Here is a 20,380-nt window from a genome sequence, read left to right on the forward strand (position 1 = left end):
AAATGGTATAGTAATGAAGATAAATTTACTGGAAACGAGAGGAACAACTCATGAAATTATTAACCGTTGCAGTCCCTTGCTACAACTCTCAAGAATATATGCATTATTCTATCCAAACGCTCCTTGCTGGTGGTGAAGAGGTTGAAATTTTAATCATTAACGATGGTTCTAAAGACGACACTGCTCGCATCGCTGACCAATATGCCGCAGCTTATCCAACGATTATCCGAGCGATTCATCAAGAGAATAAAGGACATGGTGGAGCCGTGAATACGGGGATGGCGAATGCAACAGGGAAGTACTTTAAAGTGGTCGATAGTGACGACTGGGTAGATGTGCGTGCTTATCTAAAAATCTTAGAACAATTACGACGCTTCGAAAAAAATGGGGAAGAAGTAGATGTGTTCATTACGAACTTTGTTTACGAAAAAGAAGGCGCGAAAACGAAGAAAATTATGCGCTACACTTCAGCCTTTCCTGAAAATCAAGTGTTTACTTGGGATGATGCGAAGCCACTTCGTCGTGGGAAATATATGATGATGCACTCCCTCATTTACAATATGAACTTACTTCGTAAATCAGGACTTCAGTTGCCAGAGCATACTTTCTACGTAGATAATTTATTTGTTTTCGTCCCACTGCAATATAGCAAAAAATTATACTATATGAATGTAGATTTTTACCGTTACTTTATCGGTCGTGAAGATCAATCAGTTAATGAAAAAGTGATGATTAGCCGTATTGACCAACAAATTCGAGTAAACGAGTTACTGATGGCGAACTACCATAGTGAATGGCAATTTCCGACCGTTTTGAAAAAATATTTATTAAATCACTTAGAGATTACAACCGTAATTTCTTGTGCGCTACTCAATAAGGGTGGACTACTTGAGCATCAAGAGAAGAAGAAAGCTTTGCTGTCGGATTTGAAGGAAGCAAATCCAGAAGTCTTCCATCTGATTAGCCAAGCAGTGCTAAGTAGAATTACAATGGCGAAGAACAAACCTGTACAAGTACTTTCGAATGGAATTTATACAGTGACACAACGTTTCTTCGGATTTAACTAAAGATCCGTTTTATTACCAGGCTCTTGTCTGGTAGTTTTTTTAGTTCATTACCATATTTGGTAATTGCGTGAAGAGCGCCTTATCATTTTGGTACGCAACCTGCGTCCATGGTATAATAAACAAGATTAAACAAGAAATGGGGAAACGACATGAAACCATTTGATTATATCGTTGTGGGGGCTGGACTATTCGGAGCAACTTTTGCGCATGAAGCAGCGACACGCGGTTATAAAGTAAAAGTGATTGAGAAAAGAAACCATATTGCGGGGAATATTTATACAAAAGAAGTGGAAGGCATTCAAGTGCATGAATACGGTGCGCATATTTTCCACACGAGCGACAAGAAGATTTGGGATTACGTGCATCAGTTTGCGACATTTAATCGCTATACGAATACACCCGTTGCCAACTTCAACGGAGAAATCTACAACTTGCCCTTTAATATGAATACCTTTAATAAATTATGGGGTGTCGTGACGCCACAAGAAGCCGAAGCGAAAATCGCTGAGCAGCGTGCAGTTTTGGGGGACAAAGAGCCTGAAAACTTAGAAGAGCAGGCGATTTCTCTTGTTGGGGAAGATATTTACTACAAGCTCATTAAGGGATACACGGAGAAACAGTGGGGACGTTCGGCTACAGAATTACCAGCGTTTATCATCCGCCGCCTGCCGGTTCGCTACACTTACGATAACAACTACTTTAACGATACGTATCAAGGGATTCCAATTGGTGGTTATACGAAGATGATTGAAGCCATGCTGGACCATGAGAATATCGAAGTCGAGTTGAATGTTGATTTCTTCGCGAAAAAAGACGAGTACTTAAATAGTGGTGCTAAAATCGTCTTCACGGGAATGATTGACGAGTTCTTTGATTATGAACTTGGAACGCTGGAATATCGTTCATTGCGATTTGAAACAGAAGTCGTGGACGTGGAAAACTACCAAGGAAATGCGGTAGTAAACTATACAGACCGCGAAACGCCATACACTCGTATTATCGAGCATAAGCATTTCGAGTTTGGGACTCAGCCAAAAACGGTGATTACGCGTGAGTATCCTGCCGATTGGAAGGTGGGCGACGAGCCTTATTACCCAGTGAATAATCAAGTTAACAACGACTTATATGCGCAGTATAAAAAATTAGCACAGACGGTTCCACAAGTCATCTTCGGTGGACGACTTGGACAGTATCGTTATTACGATATGCATCAAGTCATCGCCGCTGCACTAGAAACAGTGAAACATGAATTTGAGTAAATGAAGAAACACCCTATATGAAATATAGGGTGTTTTTGTGTTGTGATGGTTATTTGATTCCTTCGAATCCTAGCGAATTTTATCATAACTACAATAACGGGGTACCGGTTCGAGCCTATAGTCTCTCACCTCTAAAGCTTCAAAAAGGGCGTAAGGAATAAATCCCTACGCCCTTTAATTCATCTTTAGTACGATTCCCCATTATTGTGGCTATGAAATCCGCAAGATTCTTTGGAATCCATACACAATCAATCAAACCAAAAATGTTTTTCGATTTTAATCAAATTAAGCATTTACTGTATCTAGTTCTTCGCCGATAGCTTCTAAGCGAGCAACGACTTCTTCTAGTGATAGGTTGTGCTCTTGTACATAGCGGTTGCGTGGGTGAACACGGCATTCATGGCAGCAACCACGTAAGTATTTGTCTTCGTTTTCTTCTGAAGCTAAGATACGACGGTTACATTCTGGGTTACCACAGTTTACGTAACGTTCGCAAGGTGAACCATCGAACCAGTCTTTCCCGATAACCACTGGGTCTACGTGGTTGATGTCAACAGCGATACGCTCATCGAATACATACATTTTTCCATCCCATAATTCGCCTTGAACTTCTGGGTCTTTTCCGTAAGTTGCGATACCACCGTGTAATTGACCAACATCTTTGTAGCCTTCACGAACCATCCAGCCAGAGAATTTCTCACAGCGAACTCCACCTGTACAGTAAACAACGACACGTTTGTCCATGAATTTCTCTTTGTTATCGCGAACCCATTGTGGTAATTCACGGAAGTTGCGAATGTCAGGACGGATTGCACCGCGGAAGTGACCTAGGTCGTATTCGTAGTCGTTACGAGTGTCTAGTACAACAGTGTTTTCGTCAAGGAGTGCTTCCTTGAATTCTTTTGGAGAAAGGTAAGCACCTGTTGTTTCTAATGGGTTAATATCGTTATCGAAGTCGTTGTCCTCTAAACCAAGGTGTACGATTTCTTTTTTGTAACGAACGAACATCTTCTTGAAGGCTTGCTCGTTTTCTTCGTCGATTTTAAACCATAAGTCTTCCATGCCAGGAAGAGAGTGAACATAGTCCATATATTTTTGAGTAGTTTCATAATCACCAGAAACAGTCCCGTTGATTCCTTCGTCAGCGACAAGGATACGTCCTTTTAATCCGATTGATTTGCAAAATGCTAAATGATCTGCAGCGAATTGTTCCGCATTCTCGATGGGAACGTATTTATAATAAAGTAAAACACGAATATCTTTTGCCATATTGTAGTTCTTTCATCCTTTTCTAGTTTGTAATGGTTCTATTGTAACCGTATTGAGAACCATTATCAATGAATTCGATTGTGAAAATCTTCGAAAGGTATTGACATGACAGCGATTTAAGGTATAATTTCAAATGTAACATAAAATTTTGAGAGATTGGAGGAGAAATCAATGAACAACTTAGTAGAAAAACGAGTGAATAGAATGATGAACCTTCCAATTCAAGTGATTCAGTTATAGCGCATTTTTTTAGATGAGATTAGGAATGAAGCTGTTACTTTTTCCATGCGTGGGGAAGGTGACGGCTTTTTTTGATGGAGGAAAACGATGAACGATTTAATAAAATTAGTGATAGGCTTTATAAAAAAACATCCGATGCGCTATCTTGTTAGTTTTGTATTGATGGTTGCAAGTAGTATTGCTGCGGTTTATCCCGCTAGAATTGTGGGACAAGTAGTCGATAAAATCGTCGCGAGTGAACTGAACGGCGATTGGCTCTGGACGCAACTCGTGATTTTAGTAGGGATTATTCTCGTGGCCTATATTACGGAGAGTATTTGGACAAATTTGATTTTTATGGGCTATTATGAAATGCAAAAGGAATTGCGTGTGAAATTATTGCAGAATAATTTGATGAAGAAAATTCCGTTTTATGCGCATTTTAGAACAGGGGATATTATTACCCGTAGCAGTGAAGATGTGATGACGATTGGCGATATGATGGGGTTCGGAATGTTTGCACTCATGAACTCAACATTGATGGTGACGGTATCGATTTATATGATGGTCACAACGATTTCGTTGCCACTGACTATCGTTGCGGTTTTACCACTTCCAATCCTTTCATATCTCGTGTATAAATGGGGATTTGATCTCGAAGAAGAGTACAACAAGGCACAAAATGCAGTTTCGCAATTAAATAATGAAGTACTGGAGATGATTGACGGTACCTACGTCATTCGAGCTTACGGGCAAGAAGATGCGATGATGGATGAGTTTCGTGCGAAAACGAAAAAGGCTATGAAACAAAATATCATTGTGTCAGAAATTGAATCTCGCTTTATTCCATTGGCACAATTATTTATGATGATCAGCTTTACCATTGCACTTCTCTACGGTGGATACTTAGTATCGACTGGGACTATTCTCGTCGGGGATGTCATTGCCTTTCAAGTGTATATGGGGGCTATTATGTGGCCGATGTTTATGATTGGCGATATTATCACGAACTACAAACGCGGAAAAGTGGCAACCGAGCGTATTAATGAAATATTAAGATATGACGATGACATCGAACGTGGTGGAACAAAAGCGCTCGAGACGATTGAATCGATAGAGTTTAAAGACTTCCATTTTACGTATCCAGGAGAAGAGGCGTCCTTATTAAAAGGAATTAATCTTACTTTGAAAAAAGGCGAGACTCTTGGAATCGTGGGGAAAACAGGTTCTGGAAAAACAACGCTCTTGATGCAATTATTACACCAATTCCCCTACAAAGGAGAAAAGCTCTTTATTAACGCAGAACCGTTGATTGATTACGATAGTCAAACGGTGGCAGGGCATTTGGCCTATGTACCACAAGAGCATACACTTTTCTCACGCACGATTCGTGAGAATATGTTATTCGGAAAAGAGGATGCAACGGATGATGAAATTTGGGAAGCGTTGACGCTAGCCTCTTTTGAAGGAGACGTGAAACGAATGCCAGACGAGCTCGATACGATGGTCGGAGAAAAAGGGGTATCGCTCAGTGGAGGGCAAAAACAACGATTATCGATTGCGCGTGCTTTCTTACGCAACCGTGAATGTTTAATATTGGATGATGCGTTATCTGCAGTTGATGCGAAAACGGAAAGGGAAATTATCTCGCACTTGCAACAAGAACGCGGAGGTTGTATGAATATCATTTCTGCGCACAGACTTTCTGCAATTCGTCATGCGGATGAAATTATTGTGATGAATGAAGGACGTATTAGTGAGAGGGGTACCCACGAGGAGCTGCTCGAACAACGAGGATGGTACTATGAACAGTACCTCACACAAGAAATGGAGGAGGAAATCGAATGAGAACGATGAAGCGATTATTAAGCTACCTCCGTTATGAGAAAAAAGGAGTTCTGATTGGACTCTTCTGCCTGTTACTCTCAACAGGAGCAACCTTAACAGGGCCACTCGTTGCGAAACACATTATCGATAATGTGATTACTCCGATGGGGCAGGCGCATGATTTCAAAGCAGGTGGTCTACTTTTATGGGTTGGTATATACGTGACAGTGAACTTAGTGGGAGTTGCTGGGGCCTATTTAAACCGTGTATATATGAGGACTCTCTCAAACCGTATTGCAAAACGTATTCGCGACGAAGTGTTCGAGCATGTACAAACCTTGCCGGTATCGTACTTCGACCATTTACCAGCTGGGAAAGTGGTTTCTAGAATTACAAGTGATACAGAATCAGTGCGTGCAAACTTCTACGTGAGTGGGATTTCGACGCTTTTCAGTACGATTGTGATGTTGGTAGGTGTTTATATAACCATTTTCTTATTAAACGCAACGCTAGGACTCGTATTATTATTCCTAGTTCCTGTGATGATTCTATGGCAGAGAACCGTTGCTACGAAGCAGAAAAAATACTATTCCGAAAATCGTGAACTCTACAGTCAGTTGAGTGGACAATTAAACGAAAGCATTCAAGGAGCAGGCATCGTTCAAGCCTTCCAGAAAGAAGAAAAAATTGTTTCAGAATATGAAGCAACTGCAACTTCTTGGCTAGAAATTGGTCGTAAGGAATTAATTCTTGAGTCGTACTTCTCGTGGAGTCTTGTCGGCATGCTTCGAAACATTACTCATTTTGGAGTTATCTATTATTTCAGTATGCAGTTTATCGGTGGAACACTCGGGATTTCAGCAGGTCTTTTATATGCGTTTATTGACTACATTAACCGTATATATGAACCGATTCAAACTTTTATGAATGTCGTATCAGGTTTCCAACAATCAATGGCTGCCGGTGATCGTGTATTCGAATTAATGGATACACCAAGCGAGGATTCAGGAGAAGAGCTCTTCACGTTTGATGAAGGACGGATTGAATTTAAAGATGTGAGCTTTGCGTATACACCTGACGTTCCTGTGTTGAAACACTTGAATTTCACGGTAGAACCTGGGCAGACGGTGGCCTTTGTCGGTCATACTGGTTCAGGGAAATCATCCATTATGAACTTACTGTTTCGCTTCTACGATCCAACGAGTGGTGCTATCTTCATCGATGGAAAAAACACACGCGACTTTAACAGACATAGTGTTCGAAGCGAGATGGGAATCGTTCTTCAAGATCCGTACCTCTTTACAGGAACGATTGCTTCAAACGTAGGGCTCAACAATGAATCGATTCAGCCTGAGACGATTAAAGAGGCGCTCATTAAAGTAGGCGGAGGCCATCTACTCACGAAGAGTGACAAGGGACTCGACTACGAGGTGAAGGAAAAAGGAATGGATTTTTCTTCCGGAGAACGTCAATTGATTTCATTTGCTCGTGCGATCGTCTTTGACCCGAAAATCTTAATTTTAGATGAAGCGACTTCGCATATCGATACCGAGACGGAAGAAATTATTCAGAATGCAATTAATGTCGTAAAAGAAGGGCGTACAACCTTTATGATTGCTCACCGACTTTCTACCATTGCTCATGCTGACCAAATTTTTGTGTTGGATAAAGGAGAAATTGTGGAACGTGGAACGCATGATGAATTACTTCAACTGCAAGGTCAATATGCCGAAATGGTCGCACTTCAAAAAGGCTAATGTATAAAAAATATAAGACGCTGTTTCCTTTGAAACAGTGTCTTTTCTTTCGTTGCAAACAACTTTATTTTTTTAGTGTTTTTTCAAGGGAATTCATGGTGCATTACGCCTCTTAGTTTGTTACAATGTGTAGGAAACTGATTGAGGAGAGAACGTATGATTACGAAAGAAGTTATTGAACGTGCAACAACGCACAGCCGTCATTTACATATGTATCCAGAAGTATCCGGAGAAGAAGTTGAAACAACACGCTATATACGCGAAACCTTAGAAGCGATGGGGCTTGTCTGTTGGAATTTACAGTCAAAAACAGGAGTCGTCGCAGAAATTGGAAATGGTGAGGGGCCAATATTAGCCTTACGTGCTGACATCGACGCTTTACCGATTGTAGAACAAACAGGATTAGATTATGCTTCGAAAAATGAAGGAGCGATGCATGCGTGTGGACATGATTTCCATACCGCAAGCTTGCTGGGAGCCATTCAAGTATTAAAGGCTCAAGAAGACAAATTACAAGGGAAAGTTCGTTTTATTTTCCAACCAGCCGAAGAAAGTAACCAAGGAGCACGCGCTTTGATTTCTGAAGGCGTGCTTGAGGGAGTGGACGCGATTATTGGATTCCATAATAAGCCAGAACTTCCAGTTGGAACGATTGGTGTGAAGGAAGGACCTCTGATGGCAGCAGTCGGCCAGTTTAAAGCCGAAATTACAGGGGTAGGAACGCACGCTGCAGCACCGCATAACGGAAACGACCCCATCGTTACGGCTTGCCAAGTGATTGCTAACGCCCAAGCGATTGTCGCTCGTCATACTTCTCCACTTGAACCAGTGGTATTAAGCGTATCGCATATCGAAGCAGGGAATACATGGAATGTGATTCCGGAGAAAGTATTTTTTGAAGGAACGATTCGCACCTTTAATAAAGAAGTTGAGCGACAAATGACGGAGCAATTCGAGAAGATGATTGTTCAAACAGCGGATGTATATGGACAAAAAGGAAGTATTGAATGGATTTTAACGCCGCCAGTCGTGCATAATGACGTAGAAATTACAAAAGTAGTGAGACGTACAACTGAGAAATTTGCAACAGTGGTAACCCCACAAGTAACTTTAGGAGCAGAAGATTTTGCCAATTATATGGAACATGTTCCAGGATGTTTTGTCTTTATTGGAACAGGTTGCCCTCGCGAATGGCATCACCCAGCGTTCTTGGTGGATGATGCAGCATTACCGTTTGCGATTCAATATTTTGTGGACAATACGAATGCACTTTTAGAAGTTCTTTCACAGAAAGGAAACGCGTAATATGAAAACAATGGTGGTCATTAGCCATCCAACGATTCAAACCTCATCGAGCCAACAATTTTTCCTAGCAACGTTAAAAGGCGAAGAAGCTATAACGATTCGCTACATGGATGAAGTATGGAGTGAGAGAAAACCTCATTTTACAAGAGCGACTGAAGAAAAAGCACTGTTAGAAAGTGGAACCAAAAGACTCATTCTTCAATTCCCGATGTATTGGTACCAAGCACCTGCTGTCATGAAGGAATGGATCGATACGGTGATGAGTAAGAGTGCGCCTTTTGCTAAGCAAATTAAAGAACTCGGAATCGTTGTAACACTTGGGGTGAAAGAAGAAGCCTTCCGTGCAGGAGGGAAAGAGCAATTTACGATTTCGGAACTTATGCGTCCATTCCAAGCGTTAGCAAATGCAATGGGTTGGAAGTATTTACCGATTTTTGAAGTCCATCAATTTGATTATAAGACGGAAGAGGCGAAACAAGCCTTACTCGTGGAATATTTACAATATGTAACGAAAGAACATCACGGAACATTAAAAAATGCAGAAGATTGGTTTATCGAACGTGCACAATCAATGAAAGGTGCCGAGTGGGAACAAATCGCAGAGTGGATCAAAGAGAACCAGGACGAAAGAATGGAGCTCGAGATGCATCTGAGTGCTTGGGAGGAGAGTCAATATGGAGATTATTGAGAAGATCAGGTTACTTGATGCATGGATTGCGGAAGAAAAAGAATATAAAGAACGCGCTTTGCTTGTGGCGGCAAAAACTCTTCTTTTAGAACAAGCAAAACGAATTGAACAAGCACATGGAGAGTTAGATGGGCGGATGTGGAGTCCAGAAAACTGGTCTAAATAAGGAGAATGAGATTGAAAAAAGATAAATTAGGACTTCGATTAGTTTTATTAGTCATTTCCTGTTTTTTAATCGGGCTAGGCGCAAAGATGGCTGGTTCGAGTACATTAGGAGCTGACGTTGTCGTTCTTGTGTGGGAAGGATTAAATCGCACCTTTGGGGTTAGTATGGCAATGAGTAACATTATTGTATCTCTTGTATTTCTTGCGATTACGCTCAGTATTAACTGGAGATATATTGGATTTGGTACGGTTGTAGGGATGTTCTTGCAAAGTTTCTTTATTGACCTGTTCGATTTTAGAGCACTTGCCGAAATGGATATCACCATAAAAATAATTGCGATGGTTGTAGGGATTGCCTTAATTGCCATAGGATGTGCCGTTTATGCCTTAGCAGAACTTGGAGTGGGGCCTTATATCGCCGCAACTCTTGCTTTACACGAAAAATTCAAAACCTCTATACCACGAAACAAATTCTTAATTGATGCTAGTTGTGTGATTACCGCAGCTATTATGGGACAATGGCCAACGATTGGACCAGTTGTTTCACTAGTAATTAGTGGAGTGATTATGGACCAGACAATGGTGATTTTAAAAAAATTGCTTCCCATTAAATAAGAAAGCATATCCTATTTGCAGGAGGAGTACTCTTGTAAATAGGATTTAATTTTTTATAAACAAAAAGAAAAATGAAAATTTTGATGGTATCGTTTTCTAAGACAGCAAAATAGTACAAGTCGAAAGCAAAATAGTTATTGTGAAAGCGGTTTTTCCATAGTAAACTGAAGATGTCTTAAAAAGTAATAGAAACTAGGGGGAGACAACATGAAAAAGAAAGTATTACTATCAAGTGCAGCGTTATTAGCAAGTGTAACTTTAGCAGCTTGCGGAAATAACAGCAATAACACTAGTAAGGCGGATTCAACAACTAAAGCAGAAAGTAAAGAGAAAACAACTCTTAAATTAGCAGCTTTAGAAAGTGGTTATGGTTCAGAAATGTGGCCAGCAATCATCAAAGCTTATGAAGAAGCAAATCCAAACGTAAAAGTGGAATTGACTCAAGATAAAGAAATTGAAGATAAAATCACGCCTCAAATGAAAGCAGGAGATTATCCAGATATCGTAATGCTTGCATTAGGACGTAAACAAGCATTACCAGAAACTTTAATTAAAGATAAAGCATTAGCTGATTTAACAGACTTATTCGACATGAAAGTATATGGCGAAGATAAAAAAGTTTCTGAAAAATTATTAAACAATGTATTAGGATCTACAGTAACTGACCCTTATGGAGATGGAAAACACTACTTAGCACCAATGTTCTACGCTCCAACAGGATTATTCTACAACGAAGGATTATTCAAATCTAAAGGTTGGGAAGTTCCAAAAGATGTTGCTGGTATGAAAGAATTAGCTGAAAAAGCTAAGAAAGAAAACATTTCACTATTCACTTATCCAACAACAGGATACTTAGATAGCTTCTTCCCAGCATTATTAGCAAACGCTGGTGGTGTTGATTTATTCAACAAAGCAATGAAATATGAAACTGGTGTATTCACTTCTCCAGAAGCAACTAAAGCTTTTGAAGCAATGGGAACATTATTATCAAATGTTGAACCTTCAACAGTTGCAAATGCAAATAAACAAAGCTTCACTAAGAACCAACAATTAATCTTAGACAACAAAGCATTATTCATGCCTAACGGTACTTGGGTAGTTGGTGAAATGGCAAAAGCTCCTAGAGCTGATGGCTTCAAATGGGCTATGACTGCTGCTCCAGCAATCGAAAAAGGTGGCAAACGTTACGTTTACTCATTCTTCGAACACATTTGGGTTCCAAAAGAATCTAAGAATCAAGCAGCAGCTAAAGAATTCTTATCATTCTTGTACTCAGATAAAGCAGCTGAAATCTTTGCTAAATACAATGCAGCACAACCAATTCAAGGCGTAACAGCAAAATTACCAGAAGAATTGAAAGCATTATATAAAGTTGTAGATGAAGTAGATGGTGTTATTAATGGTAACTTCGTAGCTACTAAACCAGTTGAAGGTGTAAGCATGAAGGATACATTATATGGACAAATTGACTCTGTAGCATCTGGTCAAAAAACAATTGCTGAATGGCAAAAATCTGTTGAAGAAGTTAGCCAAAAGTTAAAAGCAGCAGTTCAATAATTCGATAGAAAGAATTAAATAGGAGTGGGATGCGAAGCAATTTTCAAGGGTGAAAATTCCTTCCACCCACTCTCATTTTATCTAAAAATGGTTGGAAAGAGGGCAGAACGATGAAAAATCGTAGAAAAAGAGAGAGAAATTTATTTATTCTCGTGTGTTTATTACCTGCACTAATTTTATTTTTTACGTTCATGATTTATCCAACAATTGAAGTATTCCGTATGTCACTTTTTAGATGGGGCGGATTTTCAAATAATAAGGAATTTGTTGGTTTAGATAATTTTAAAATTTTATGGATGGATGAAAACTTCTTTAGAACAATGCAAAATACAATCTTACTCATTGTAGTTGTAACGATCTTTACAGTTGTATTAGCAGTTGTTTTTGCAGCGATTCTTTCAACAGAAAAGATTCGTGGAAATAATTTGTTTAGAATCATTTTCTATATTCCTAATATTTTATCAATCGTAGTTATTGCAGGGATTTTATCAGCAGTATACGATCCAAAAGCAGGTCTATTAAATGCGATTTTACCAGAAGCATGGAATCGATTATGGCTTGGAGATCAAAGTATTGTTATTTATTCATTAGCATTCGCGCTCATTTGGCAAGCGATTGGATATTACATGGTAATGTACATGGCAGGGATGGCGAATATTCCAGCTAGCTTATATGAAGCTGCAGACCTTGATGGAGCTGGAAAAATTGGAAAATTCTTTAACGTTACATTGCCATTAATTTGGAACAGTATTCGTACAACATTAACATTCTTCATTATTAGTACGATTAACTTAAGTTTCTTACTTGTACAAATCTTGACAGACGGTGGACCAGACGGATCTACGGAAGTGTTCTTAAGCTACATGTTCAAACAAGCTTATACAAACTCTTCATACGGATACGGTATGGCTATCGGGGTAGTTGTCTTTATATTCTCATTTGGATTATCCGGTATCGTAAGTCACATTACGAAACGCGATATTCTTGAATACTAGGAGGGGAGATCATGAAAGGACAAACACGTTCATTTGAAAAGCTTTATAAGGCTTTCATCTATGTTGCGCTAATTACATTAGCGATTAGTATTATTGTACCTGTCGGATGGGTCTTCTTAGCTTCTATTAAAGAAAATAGAGAATTTTATGGTTCGCCATGGACCTTGCCAGAAGGTTTCTACTGGCAAAACTTTTTAGATGCTTGGAATAAGGCGAAAATGGGAGATTACTTGCTCAATTCCGTTATTGTTACCGCTTTGGCATTGGTTATTTTAGTAGTTGTAGCGATTCCATCTTCTTATGTATTAGCTCGTTATAAATTCCCAGGAAGTCGATTCGTGAATTCATTGTTAAAAGGCGGATTATTCATCAATGTAAACTACATTGTGGTGCCAATCTTCTTAATGTTACTCGACTGGGATAAAGGATTAAAAGGACTCGGAATAAACGGCTTCTTCCTAAATAATATTTTTGTCTTAGCTGTTGTCTATGCAGCAACATCATTGCCATTCACGATTTATTTATTATCGAATTTCTTCAAAACATTACCGACAACCTTTGAAGAAGCAGCATCGATCGACGGTGCAGGATATTTCACAACAATGCTTCGTGTAATGACACCAATGGCACGACCAAGTATTATCACAGTAATTTTGTTTAACTTCCTATCTTTCTGGAATGAATACATTATTGCTTTGACATTGATGCCAGGTAAAAATCAAACACTTCCTGTAGGACTTAAGAACTTACTTCAAGCACAACGTGGTGCGGCGGAATATGGTCAAATGTACGCAGGGATGGTAATCGTAATGTTACCAACATTGATTTTATATATTTTAGTTCAAAATAAATTAACACAAGGGATGACATTGGGAGGCTCGAAAGAGTAGTCGTCATCGCAGGAGGAGAGTATATGGGTAAAACAAAAGGGCGTTTAACCCTACCAAGTGAATCTAATTTTTTAGAGCAAACAAAAGAATTACTCGAGCGTTGGGGTGCCGATGCCATTCGTGATAGTGACGGGACAAAGCTTGATGAGGCAACCAAACAATTAGATGCAAAAATTTATACGACGTATTTTGTAGCACGAAATCACAATGATTTTATTAAAGATTATATGGAAGAGTGCCAACAAATCTTCGTAATGTCTAAATTTTGGTTAGCAACAGAAGAAACATTAACGATTCCATTTATGGAAGGGTACTTTGAAGATCAAGTTCAACCAGATTATGTGCATGATCCAAAAAAATATTGGGAAGTCATTGACCGTACAACAGGAGAAGTTGTTCCGGTAGAACGTTGGTCGATTAACCAAGAAAATAATACGGTTACGATTCAAGGGACAAAGCCTTTCCATGAATATACCGTGTCGTTCTTAGTGTATGCGATTTGGGATCCAACACAAATGTACAATCATATTACGAATAACTGGGGAGATGTTCCTCATGATATTCCATTTGATGTACGTGGACCGCATTCAAATCAATTTATGCATGATTATTTAAAACAATGGTTAAAAGAGAATCCGGATACAGATGTGGTTCGTTTCACAACGTTCTTCTATCATTTCACATTGATTTTCAACAACTTAGGAAAAGAAAAATTTGTGGACTGGTTCGGATATGGTGCTAGCGTTTCAGTCGCAGCGCTAGAAGCTTTTGCCAAGGAAAAAGGCTATCGCTTAAGAGCCGAAGATATTGTGGATGAAGGGTATTACAACTCAACATTCCGTACACCAAGTAAAGCGTACTTAGACTATATCGACTTCATTCAAGCATTTGTTGCCAGAGAAGCCAAAAAACTAGTCGACGAAGTACACGATGCTGGTAAAGAAGCGATGATGTTCTTAGGAGATAACTGGATTGGAACTGAACCATATGGACCATACTTCGAACAAATCGGATTAGATGCAGTGGTTGGTTCTGTCGGCGGCGGAGCAACTCTTCGTATGATTTCAGATATTCCACACGTAAAATATACAGAAGGAAGATTCTTACCATACTTCTTCCCAGATGTATTCCGTGAAGGCAATGATCCTACGATTGAAGCCAATAAAAACTGGTTATCCGCAAGACGTGCGATCATGCGTAACCCTGTAGACCGTATCGGATACGGTGGTTATTTAAGTCTTGCATACAAATTCCCTAAATTTGTCGACTACATTGAACATGTAACAGATGAATTTAGAGAAATCTACGATATCGTTAAACATACAAAACCATATACTGGTTTGAAAGTTGCTATCTTAAACGCGTGGGGACGCTTAAGAACATGGCAATCACACATGGTAGCGCATGAACTTCCATATAAACAAATTTATTCTTACCTTGGAATTATGGAAGCATTAAGTGGCGCGAGTGTGGACGTAAGCTTTATCAGCTTTGACGATATTATTCATGGTGGAGTTCCAGAGGGTGTCGATGTCATCATCAACGCGGGGGATGCCGGAACTTCATTTAGCGGTGGAGAGGTTTGGAAGAATGAGACACTCATTACACGGATTCGTGAATTCGTGTATAATGGTGGAGGATTTATCGGAGTTGGGGAACCAACAGCCGTTCATCACCAAGGAAGATTCTTCCAACTTGGAGATATTTTGGGCGTTGAAAGAGAAATGGGATATAGCCTTTCAACAGATAAATATTTTACTAAAGAATTGAAAGAGCACTTTATTATCGAAGATATTGAAGATGTTCATAAGATTGACTTTGGGGAAAATATTAAAAACGTGTATGGCTTAACGAGTGCAACAGAAGTACTTGAGTTTAGCAATCCGAAAGTGAGCGCAGGAGGCGTTGAAGAAGGAATCGTTCTTCCAGCTAATGCCGAAGGAAAAGAATTCGGGGAAATCCACCTTGCAGCGAACCCATACGGAAAAGGTCGTGGGGTTTATATCGCAGGACTTCCATACACACCAGAAAACACAAGATTATTAATGCGTGCGTTATTCTACGCAGCGAATAAAGAAAGTGAATTAACAAAATGGTATGCAAGTAATCCATTAGTCGAAGTACATGCTTATCCTGAAAAAGGAGTGTATGCGATTGTGAATAATACGAATGAAGCACAATCGACACTTGTTTATGATGGTGAAGGAGTATCTAGAGCAGTGGAACTTGAGCCAAGTGAAATTAGATGGGAGAAGATATCATGAATCCTAAAGTAAAAAATTGGATCCGCTTCGTATTGATGTTGGTATTCTTTTATGTAGTTATTTTGGGGCATCAGATGGTTGGAAAAGAAGGCGTTGCAACAATGCTTGTTGGTTTAGCTGGATTACTTCTCTTGCTATGGGATTACAATCGTCCGTACTCAAAATCGATGAAACGGTAATAAAACTTAACTAGGAACAGGGGCTTGTTTACAAACAAGCCCCTGTTCTTTTGTGCATAAACACAATATTTAAAAATAAAATAGTGCAAACCAAAGGTTTGTGATTACTGCGATTCCTTGCAGATTCTTCTATAGTAGCTGTAAAAGGGGACCGGTTCGAGCCTGTAGTCTCTCACCTTTAAAGTTCAAAATGGGAGTAAGGGATAAATCCCCAACTCCCATTTATTCACCTTTAATCCTTTTTCCTTTTACTGCTACTATATGAATCTAGCAAGGATTCTCCGTAATCACAGTGCTTTTAAATATTGTATCTTGCGAAGAAAGTGGGATGGAAATCTGATAAATCTGATGGGAATTTGGTTTATTATAAGAGGAAAATAGCGTATAATAAAAAGAAGATATTGAAAGGGATGGAGGATAACTATGGAAGGATTGTTTATTACAATGGAAGGGCCGGATGGTGCTGGGAAAACAACAGTCATCAATCAACTGATTCCTTTGTTACAAAAACATGCCTTAGTGGATATCGTTTCAACAAGAGAGCCTGGTGGAAGTCGTATCGCGGAAGATATTCGGAAAGTGATTCTGGATGTGAATAATACCGAAATGGACGAAAGAACAGAAGCCATTTTATATGCAGCAGGACGCCGTCAGCACTTAAAAGATCGTATTTTACCGAATTTGGAAAAAGGGAACATTGTATTTTGTGACCGATTTGTAGATAGTTCATTAGTATATCAAGGGGTTGCTCGTGGGATTGGAGTAGAGGAAGTAGCTGAACTGAATCGATTTGCCACAGATGGACTTTCGCCGAGTACGACACTGTATTTAGATGTGCCTGCCGAAGTTGGTTTAGAGCGAATTCATAAAGCAAGAGGCAATCGTCAGTTTGACCGATTAGATCAAGAAGGATTGAGTTTCCATACGATGGTTCGAGAAGGGTATTTAGAATTACTAAAGAAATACCCTGAAAGAATGGTTTCCATTGATGCGACTCAAACGATTGAAGAAGTGGTTAATGAGTGTTTCAAAGTATTAGTAGAACGTTACCCAAATTATTTTACAAGATAGGAGAATGAAAAATGAAATTATTAATTGCTATTGTACAAGATAAAGATGCACATTTATTAGGAGATGAGTTCGCACAAGCTAATATTCGTGCCACTCGTTTATCAACAACTGGGGGATTCCTACGAGCAGGAAATACAACTTTCCTTATCGGTATCGAAGAAGAAAGAGTGGATGAAGCATTGGACATCATTAAAGAAAACTGCCAATCACGTGAACAAATGACAATTCCTCCTGTTCATATTGATAGCATGTTAGATAGCGCAATTGCTACACCTGTTTCTGTTCGAGTAGGTGGGGCTACGGTATTTGTTTTACCAGTAGACTCATTCTTACGTTTCTAAGATGAAAAAGAAGCAAGAAGCATTTATTCGTACCATTGATAATTTGCAATTCAGCCATGCCTATTTGTTCGAAGGAGCAAAAGGGATTGGAAAAGCAGAAATGGCGAAAGAAATTGCTAAAATACTAAACTGTACGAATCGAAGCGTTGGAGAAGGTGCTTGTCAGGTTTGCGAACATTGTCTGCGAATTGAGCATGGAAACTTTCCCGATTATATCGTTGTGGAGCCAGAAGGAACGACGATTAAAGTAAATCAAATCCGTGCCTTAAAGTCACAATTAACCAAAACAGCAATGGAATCGAGTGCAATTATTTGTGTGATTCATGCGGTAGATACATTGACTCCAGGTGCTGCCAATAGTTTACTAAAATTTTTAGAAGAACCGACAGGAAACATTCACTTTATTTTATTGACGGAGCAATTGAGCAAAGTGCTCATTACCATTCAATCTCGTTGTCAAATTATCAGGTTTCAATCGAATCAAGAGGACACAGTGAATGGCCTTTTAAAGGAAAAAGGGGCCTCTAATGTGACCGCTCAATTAGTATCACAGTTAACTAATAGTGCCGATCAAGCCCTATTATTACTTGAAAGTGAAAGCTTTGGACAAATCCGTCAAGAAAGTTGGAATTGGTTTGTTCGTATCTTTACGAATCGAGCGATGGCTTTTATTACGATTCAATCACAAGTTCTTCCGCTGTTAGTTTCTAAAGTGGAAAGTGAGCAATTTTTAACGTTATTGCAACTCTATATACGTGATGCACTTCTTTGTGCGCAAGGGCTAGAAGGGCAACTGATTCAAAGTGATAAGATAGCAACCGTAAAAACCATTGCTGGAAAACTGAGTGTGAAGCAATGGATTCAAGAACATGAAAAAATGACAAAGGCTCTCTCCAAAATACAATCAAATGTAGGAGTTCAGGCCGTATTAGAACAATGGGTTTTACAAATCCCAAAATGAAGAAAGAGGAGGTGCGTGAATGCCAAATAGACAGTTATATGATCGAATTGAGAAATTAACGAAACAAACATTATTGCAACTGCATGAGTTAGAGCAGATTTCTTTGGAATTACAAAAGGTCATAGAAGAAAATCATAATTTGATTATGGAAAATCACCACTTGAAAGATCGCTTGGATGCGATGAATTCAAGCACGCACATCTCGAATCAAGTCGTTGAGAAAAAAGAACGTAGTCAATCTGTGATTAATTTAGAGAATATTTATAATCAAGGGTTCCATATTTGTAATTTATATTATGGAAAACGTAGAGAAAATGACGAGAATTGCATGTTTTGCACCGAAATCTTATTTGGTGAACATTAAATCTTGGAAGAAAGCAAGATAGTCATAGAAAATACCAATAAAGTCATCAAGAGAGCCTATCGAAGGATAGGCTCTTTTGTTATAATAAGAGTGACTTTGTTTTATAGATGGAGGATAAAAAAGATGGTAAGACAAGATAAAAAACCAAATGTCATCTTAATTGTCGTGGACCAAATGCGTTCCGATGCATTGTCGATAAACCGCGAAGATGATTTAGTGGTTACACCAACATTAGATATGATGGCTAGTATGGGCTATAACTTTGAAAATGCGTATTCTCCCGTACCAAGTTGCGTACCGGCAAGAGCAGCCCTTTTAACAGGGATGGATCAAGCTTCGAATGGTCGTGTAGGCTATGAGGATGAAGTTCCTTGGAACTATACGAACACCCTTCCTCAAACCTTTAAAGATTTAGGGTATCAAACGGAATGTATCGGGAAAATGCATGTGTATCCAAGTCGTAAACGATTAGGATTTGATCATGTTCTCTTACATGATGGGTATTTACATGTCGACCGTAAGTACAATAAAGCGTATGGAGAAACATTTGAACATTCGAGTGATTATTTAGACTGGATAAAAAAAGAACTTGGAAGCGATGCGGATATCATTGATGATGGAGCAAACTGTAATTCTTGGGATGTTCGTCCATTTGATTGGCCAGAAAAATATCATCCAACGAATTGGATTGTTAGCGAGAGTATTCGCTTCTTGAAGAGACGTGACCCAAGCGTTCCGTTTTTCTTGAAGATGTCGTTTGAGAAACCTCATGCGCCGTTAAATCCTCCTCAATACTTCTTTGATTTATATATGCAAAAGCTAGATGAAAATCTAGATTTACATATCGGAAACTGGGAAAAATTGGAAGAAAAAATTCCAAGTCTCTATGCGAAACGTGGCAAAATTCCTAAAGATGCTCAAAAGCGAATGATTGCTGCATATTATGCGTTAATCACCCATATCGATAATCAATTAAGTCGCTTCCTAACAGCTGTGGAAGAGTTTGATTTATTAGAAAATACGATTTTTTGGTTTGTGAGTGACCACGGGGATCAATTAGGGGAACATTATTTATTTAGAAAAGGATATCCATACCAAGGAAGCATTAAAATTCCAGCATTCATTTTCGACCCAGGTAACTTAATCGCTGGGACTAAGAAGAGTGTTAAACAACTCATCAAGATTCAGGACGTATTCCCTTCACTTGTCGAGTTGGCAACAGGCAATACCGTACAAACCGATGGAAAGAGTGTACGTCAATTATTATTTGGTGAATTTGCAGGATGGCGAAACGAATTCCACGGTGAACATAGCCTAGGCGTTGATTCAAGCCAATATATTTTGACCGATGAATGGAAATTTATCTGGTTCCCTGTGACAAACGAGTTCCAATTATTCCATATGACGGAAGATCCAAATGAAAAATGGAATCTGATTGCAGAAGAAAAATATACTTCATTGATTCACGAATTTAAAGTGAAACTCGCTCGTTATTTGGAAGGACGAGAAGAGGGATTCGTTCAAGAGGGCAAACTTTGCCCAGTTCCATTAGAGAAAATTGTGTCTACATTAAAAGGAGGAGAGTAG

19 protein-coding genes are annotated in these 20,380 nt (G+C 39.1%); 18 read left to right on the plus strand and 1 reads right to left on the minus strand.

What is annotated here, in order from left to right; translation table 11 throughout:
* Positions 1–50: 50 nt before the first annotated feature.
* Positions 51–1,067, plus strand: coding sequence for a glycosyltransferase family 2 protein (locus NQ540_RS02390; RefSeq protein WP_005607221.1), 1,017 nt, complete (start codon positions 51–53; stop codon positions 1,065–1,067).
* A 149-nt stretch (positions 1,068–1,216) separates the two neighbouring features.
* The gene (glf, locus tag NQ540_RS02395) at positions 1,217–2,326 is read left to right on the plus strand and encodes a UDP-galactopyranose mutase (protein WP_005607219.1); all 1,110 of its coding nucleotides are present in this window, start codon (positions 1,217–1,219) and stop codon (positions 2,324–2,326) included.
* Positions 2,327–2,611: 285 nt separating this feature from the next.
* Here glf and trhO read toward each other — a convergent pair whose 3' ends face one another.
* The gene (trhO, locus tag NQ540_RS02400; protein WP_005607217.1) at positions 2,612–3,595 is read right to left on the minus strand and encodes an oxygen-dependent tRNA uridine(34) hydroxylase TrhO; all 984 of its coding nucleotides are present in this window, start codon (positions 3,593–3,595) and stop codon (positions 2,612–2,614) included.
* Between the two features lie 327 nt (positions 3,596–3,922).
* On the opposite strand from trhO, the gene tetA(60) reads away from it, so the two are divergent.
* The 16 genes from tetA(60) (at position 3,923) to NQ540_RS02480 (ending at position 20,380) form a co-directional block, all read left to right on the plus strand.
* Complete coding sequence (tetA(60), locus tag NQ540_RS02405; protein ID WP_005607214.1) at positions 3,923–5,662, plus strand: tetracycline efflux ABC transporter Tet(60) subunit A; 1,740 nt, start codon at positions 3,923–3,925, stop codon at positions 5,660–5,662.
* The gene (gene tetB(60), locus NQ540_RS02410; RefSeq protein WP_005607213.1) at positions 5,659–7,398 is read left to right on the plus strand and encodes a tetracycline efflux ABC transporter Tet(60) subunit B; all 1,740 of its coding nucleotides are present in this window, start codon (positions 5,659–5,661) and stop codon (positions 7,396–7,398) included. Before tetA(60) ends, tetB(60) begins: the two co-directional genes overlap by 4 nt.
* A 156-nt stretch (positions 7,399–7,554) precedes the next feature.
* Positions 7,555–8,703, plus strand: a complete 1,149-nt coding sequence (locus NQ540_RS02415) for an amidohydrolase (RefSeq protein ID WP_005607209.1) — start codon at positions 7,555–7,557, stop codon at positions 8,701–8,703.
* Between the two features lies 1 nt (position 8,704).
* Positions 8,705–9,391, plus strand: coding sequence for an NAD(P)H-dependent oxidoreductase (locus NQ540_RS02420; RefSeq protein ID WP_005607206.1), 687 nt, complete (start codon positions 8,705–8,707; stop codon positions 9,389–9,391).
* Positions 9,378–9,557 (plus strand): hypothetical protein, encoded by a 180-nt coding sequence (locus tag NQ540_RS02425; protein WP_005607204.1) that lies wholly within the window; start codon positions 9,378–9,380, stop codon positions 9,555–9,557. Before NQ540_RS02420 ends, NQ540_RS02425 begins: the two co-directional genes overlap by 14 nt.
* Positions 9,558–9,568: 11 nt before the next feature.
* The gene (locus NQ540_RS02430) at positions 9,569–10,171 is read left to right on the plus strand and encodes a YczE/YyaS/YitT family protein (protein WP_039849198.1); all 603 of its coding nucleotides are present in this window, start codon (positions 9,569–9,571) and stop codon (positions 10,169–10,171) included.
* A gap of 207 nt (positions 10,172–10,378) precedes the next feature.
* Positions 10,379–11,728 carry a carbohydrate ABC transporter substrate-binding protein gene (locus tag NQ540_RS02435; protein WP_005607201.1) on the plus strand — a complete coding sequence of 450 codons (1,350 nt, stop codon included), beginning with the start codon at positions 10,379–10,381 and terminating at the stop codon, positions 11,726–11,728.
* Positions 11,729–11,838: 110 nt separating this feature from the next.
* Complete coding sequence (locus NQ540_RS02440) at positions 11,839–12,723, plus strand: carbohydrate ABC transporter permease (RefSeq protein ID WP_005607200.1); 885 nt, start codon at positions 11,839–11,841, stop codon at positions 12,721–12,723.
* Positions 12,724–12,734: 11 nt separating this feature from the next.
* Complete coding sequence (locus NQ540_RS02445; RefSeq protein WP_005607199.1) at positions 12,735–13,613, plus strand: carbohydrate ABC transporter permease; 879 nt, start codon at positions 12,735–12,737, stop codon at positions 13,611–13,613.
* Positions 13,614–13,636: 23 nt separating this feature from the next.
* Positions 13,637–15,877: a 1,3-beta-galactosyl-N-acetylhexosamine phosphorylase gene (gene gnpA, locus NQ540_RS02450; protein WP_005607197.1), complete on the plus strand. Its 2,241-nt coding sequence runs from the start codon at positions 13,637–13,639 to the stop codon at positions 15,875–15,877.
* A complete protein-coding gene (locus NQ540_RS02455) occupies positions 15,874–16,056 on the plus strand; it encodes a DUF6903 family protein (RefSeq protein ID WP_065427280.1) in 183 nt (60 codons plus the stop codon). The genes gnpA and NQ540_RS02455 overlap by 4 nt, the downstream gene beginning before the upstream one ends.
* Before the next feature lie 423 nt (positions 16,057–16,479).
* Positions 16,480–17,127, plus strand: coding sequence for a dTMP kinase (gene tmk / locus NQ540_RS02460; protein WP_005607195.1), 648 nt, complete (start codon positions 16,480–16,482; stop codon positions 17,125–17,127).
* An 11-nt stretch (positions 17,128–17,138) separates the two neighbouring features.
* On the plus strand, positions 17,139–17,468 hold the full coding sequence (locus tag NQ540_RS02465; RefSeq protein WP_005607194.1) for a cyclic-di-AMP receptor: 330 nt from the start codon (positions 17,139–17,141) through the stop codon (positions 17,466–17,468).
* A gap of 1 nt (position 17,469) precedes the next feature.
* Positions 17,470–18,429: a DNA polymerase III subunit delta' gene (gene holB / locus NQ540_RS02470; RefSeq protein ID WP_005607193.1), complete on the plus strand. Its 960-nt coding sequence runs from the start codon at positions 17,470–17,472 to the stop codon at positions 18,427–18,429.
* Between the two features lie 19 nt (positions 18,430–18,448).
* A complete protein-coding gene (locus NQ540_RS02475; protein WP_005607192.1) occupies positions 18,449–18,793 on the plus strand; it encodes a DNA replication initiation control protein YabA in 345 nt (114 codons plus the stop codon).
* Between the two features lie 123 nt (positions 18,794–18,916).
* Positions 18,917–20,380: a manganese-dependent arylsulfatase gene (locus NQ540_RS02480; protein WP_039849197.1), complete on the plus strand. Its 1,464-nt coding sequence runs from the start codon at positions 18,917–18,919 to the stop codon at positions 20,378–20,380.

Source organism: Granulicatella adiacens ATCC 49175, assembly GCF_025150565.1.
GTDB classification, from domain to species: domain Bacteria; phylum Bacillota; class Bacilli; order Lactobacillales; family Aerococcaceae; genus Granulicatella; species Granulicatella adiacens.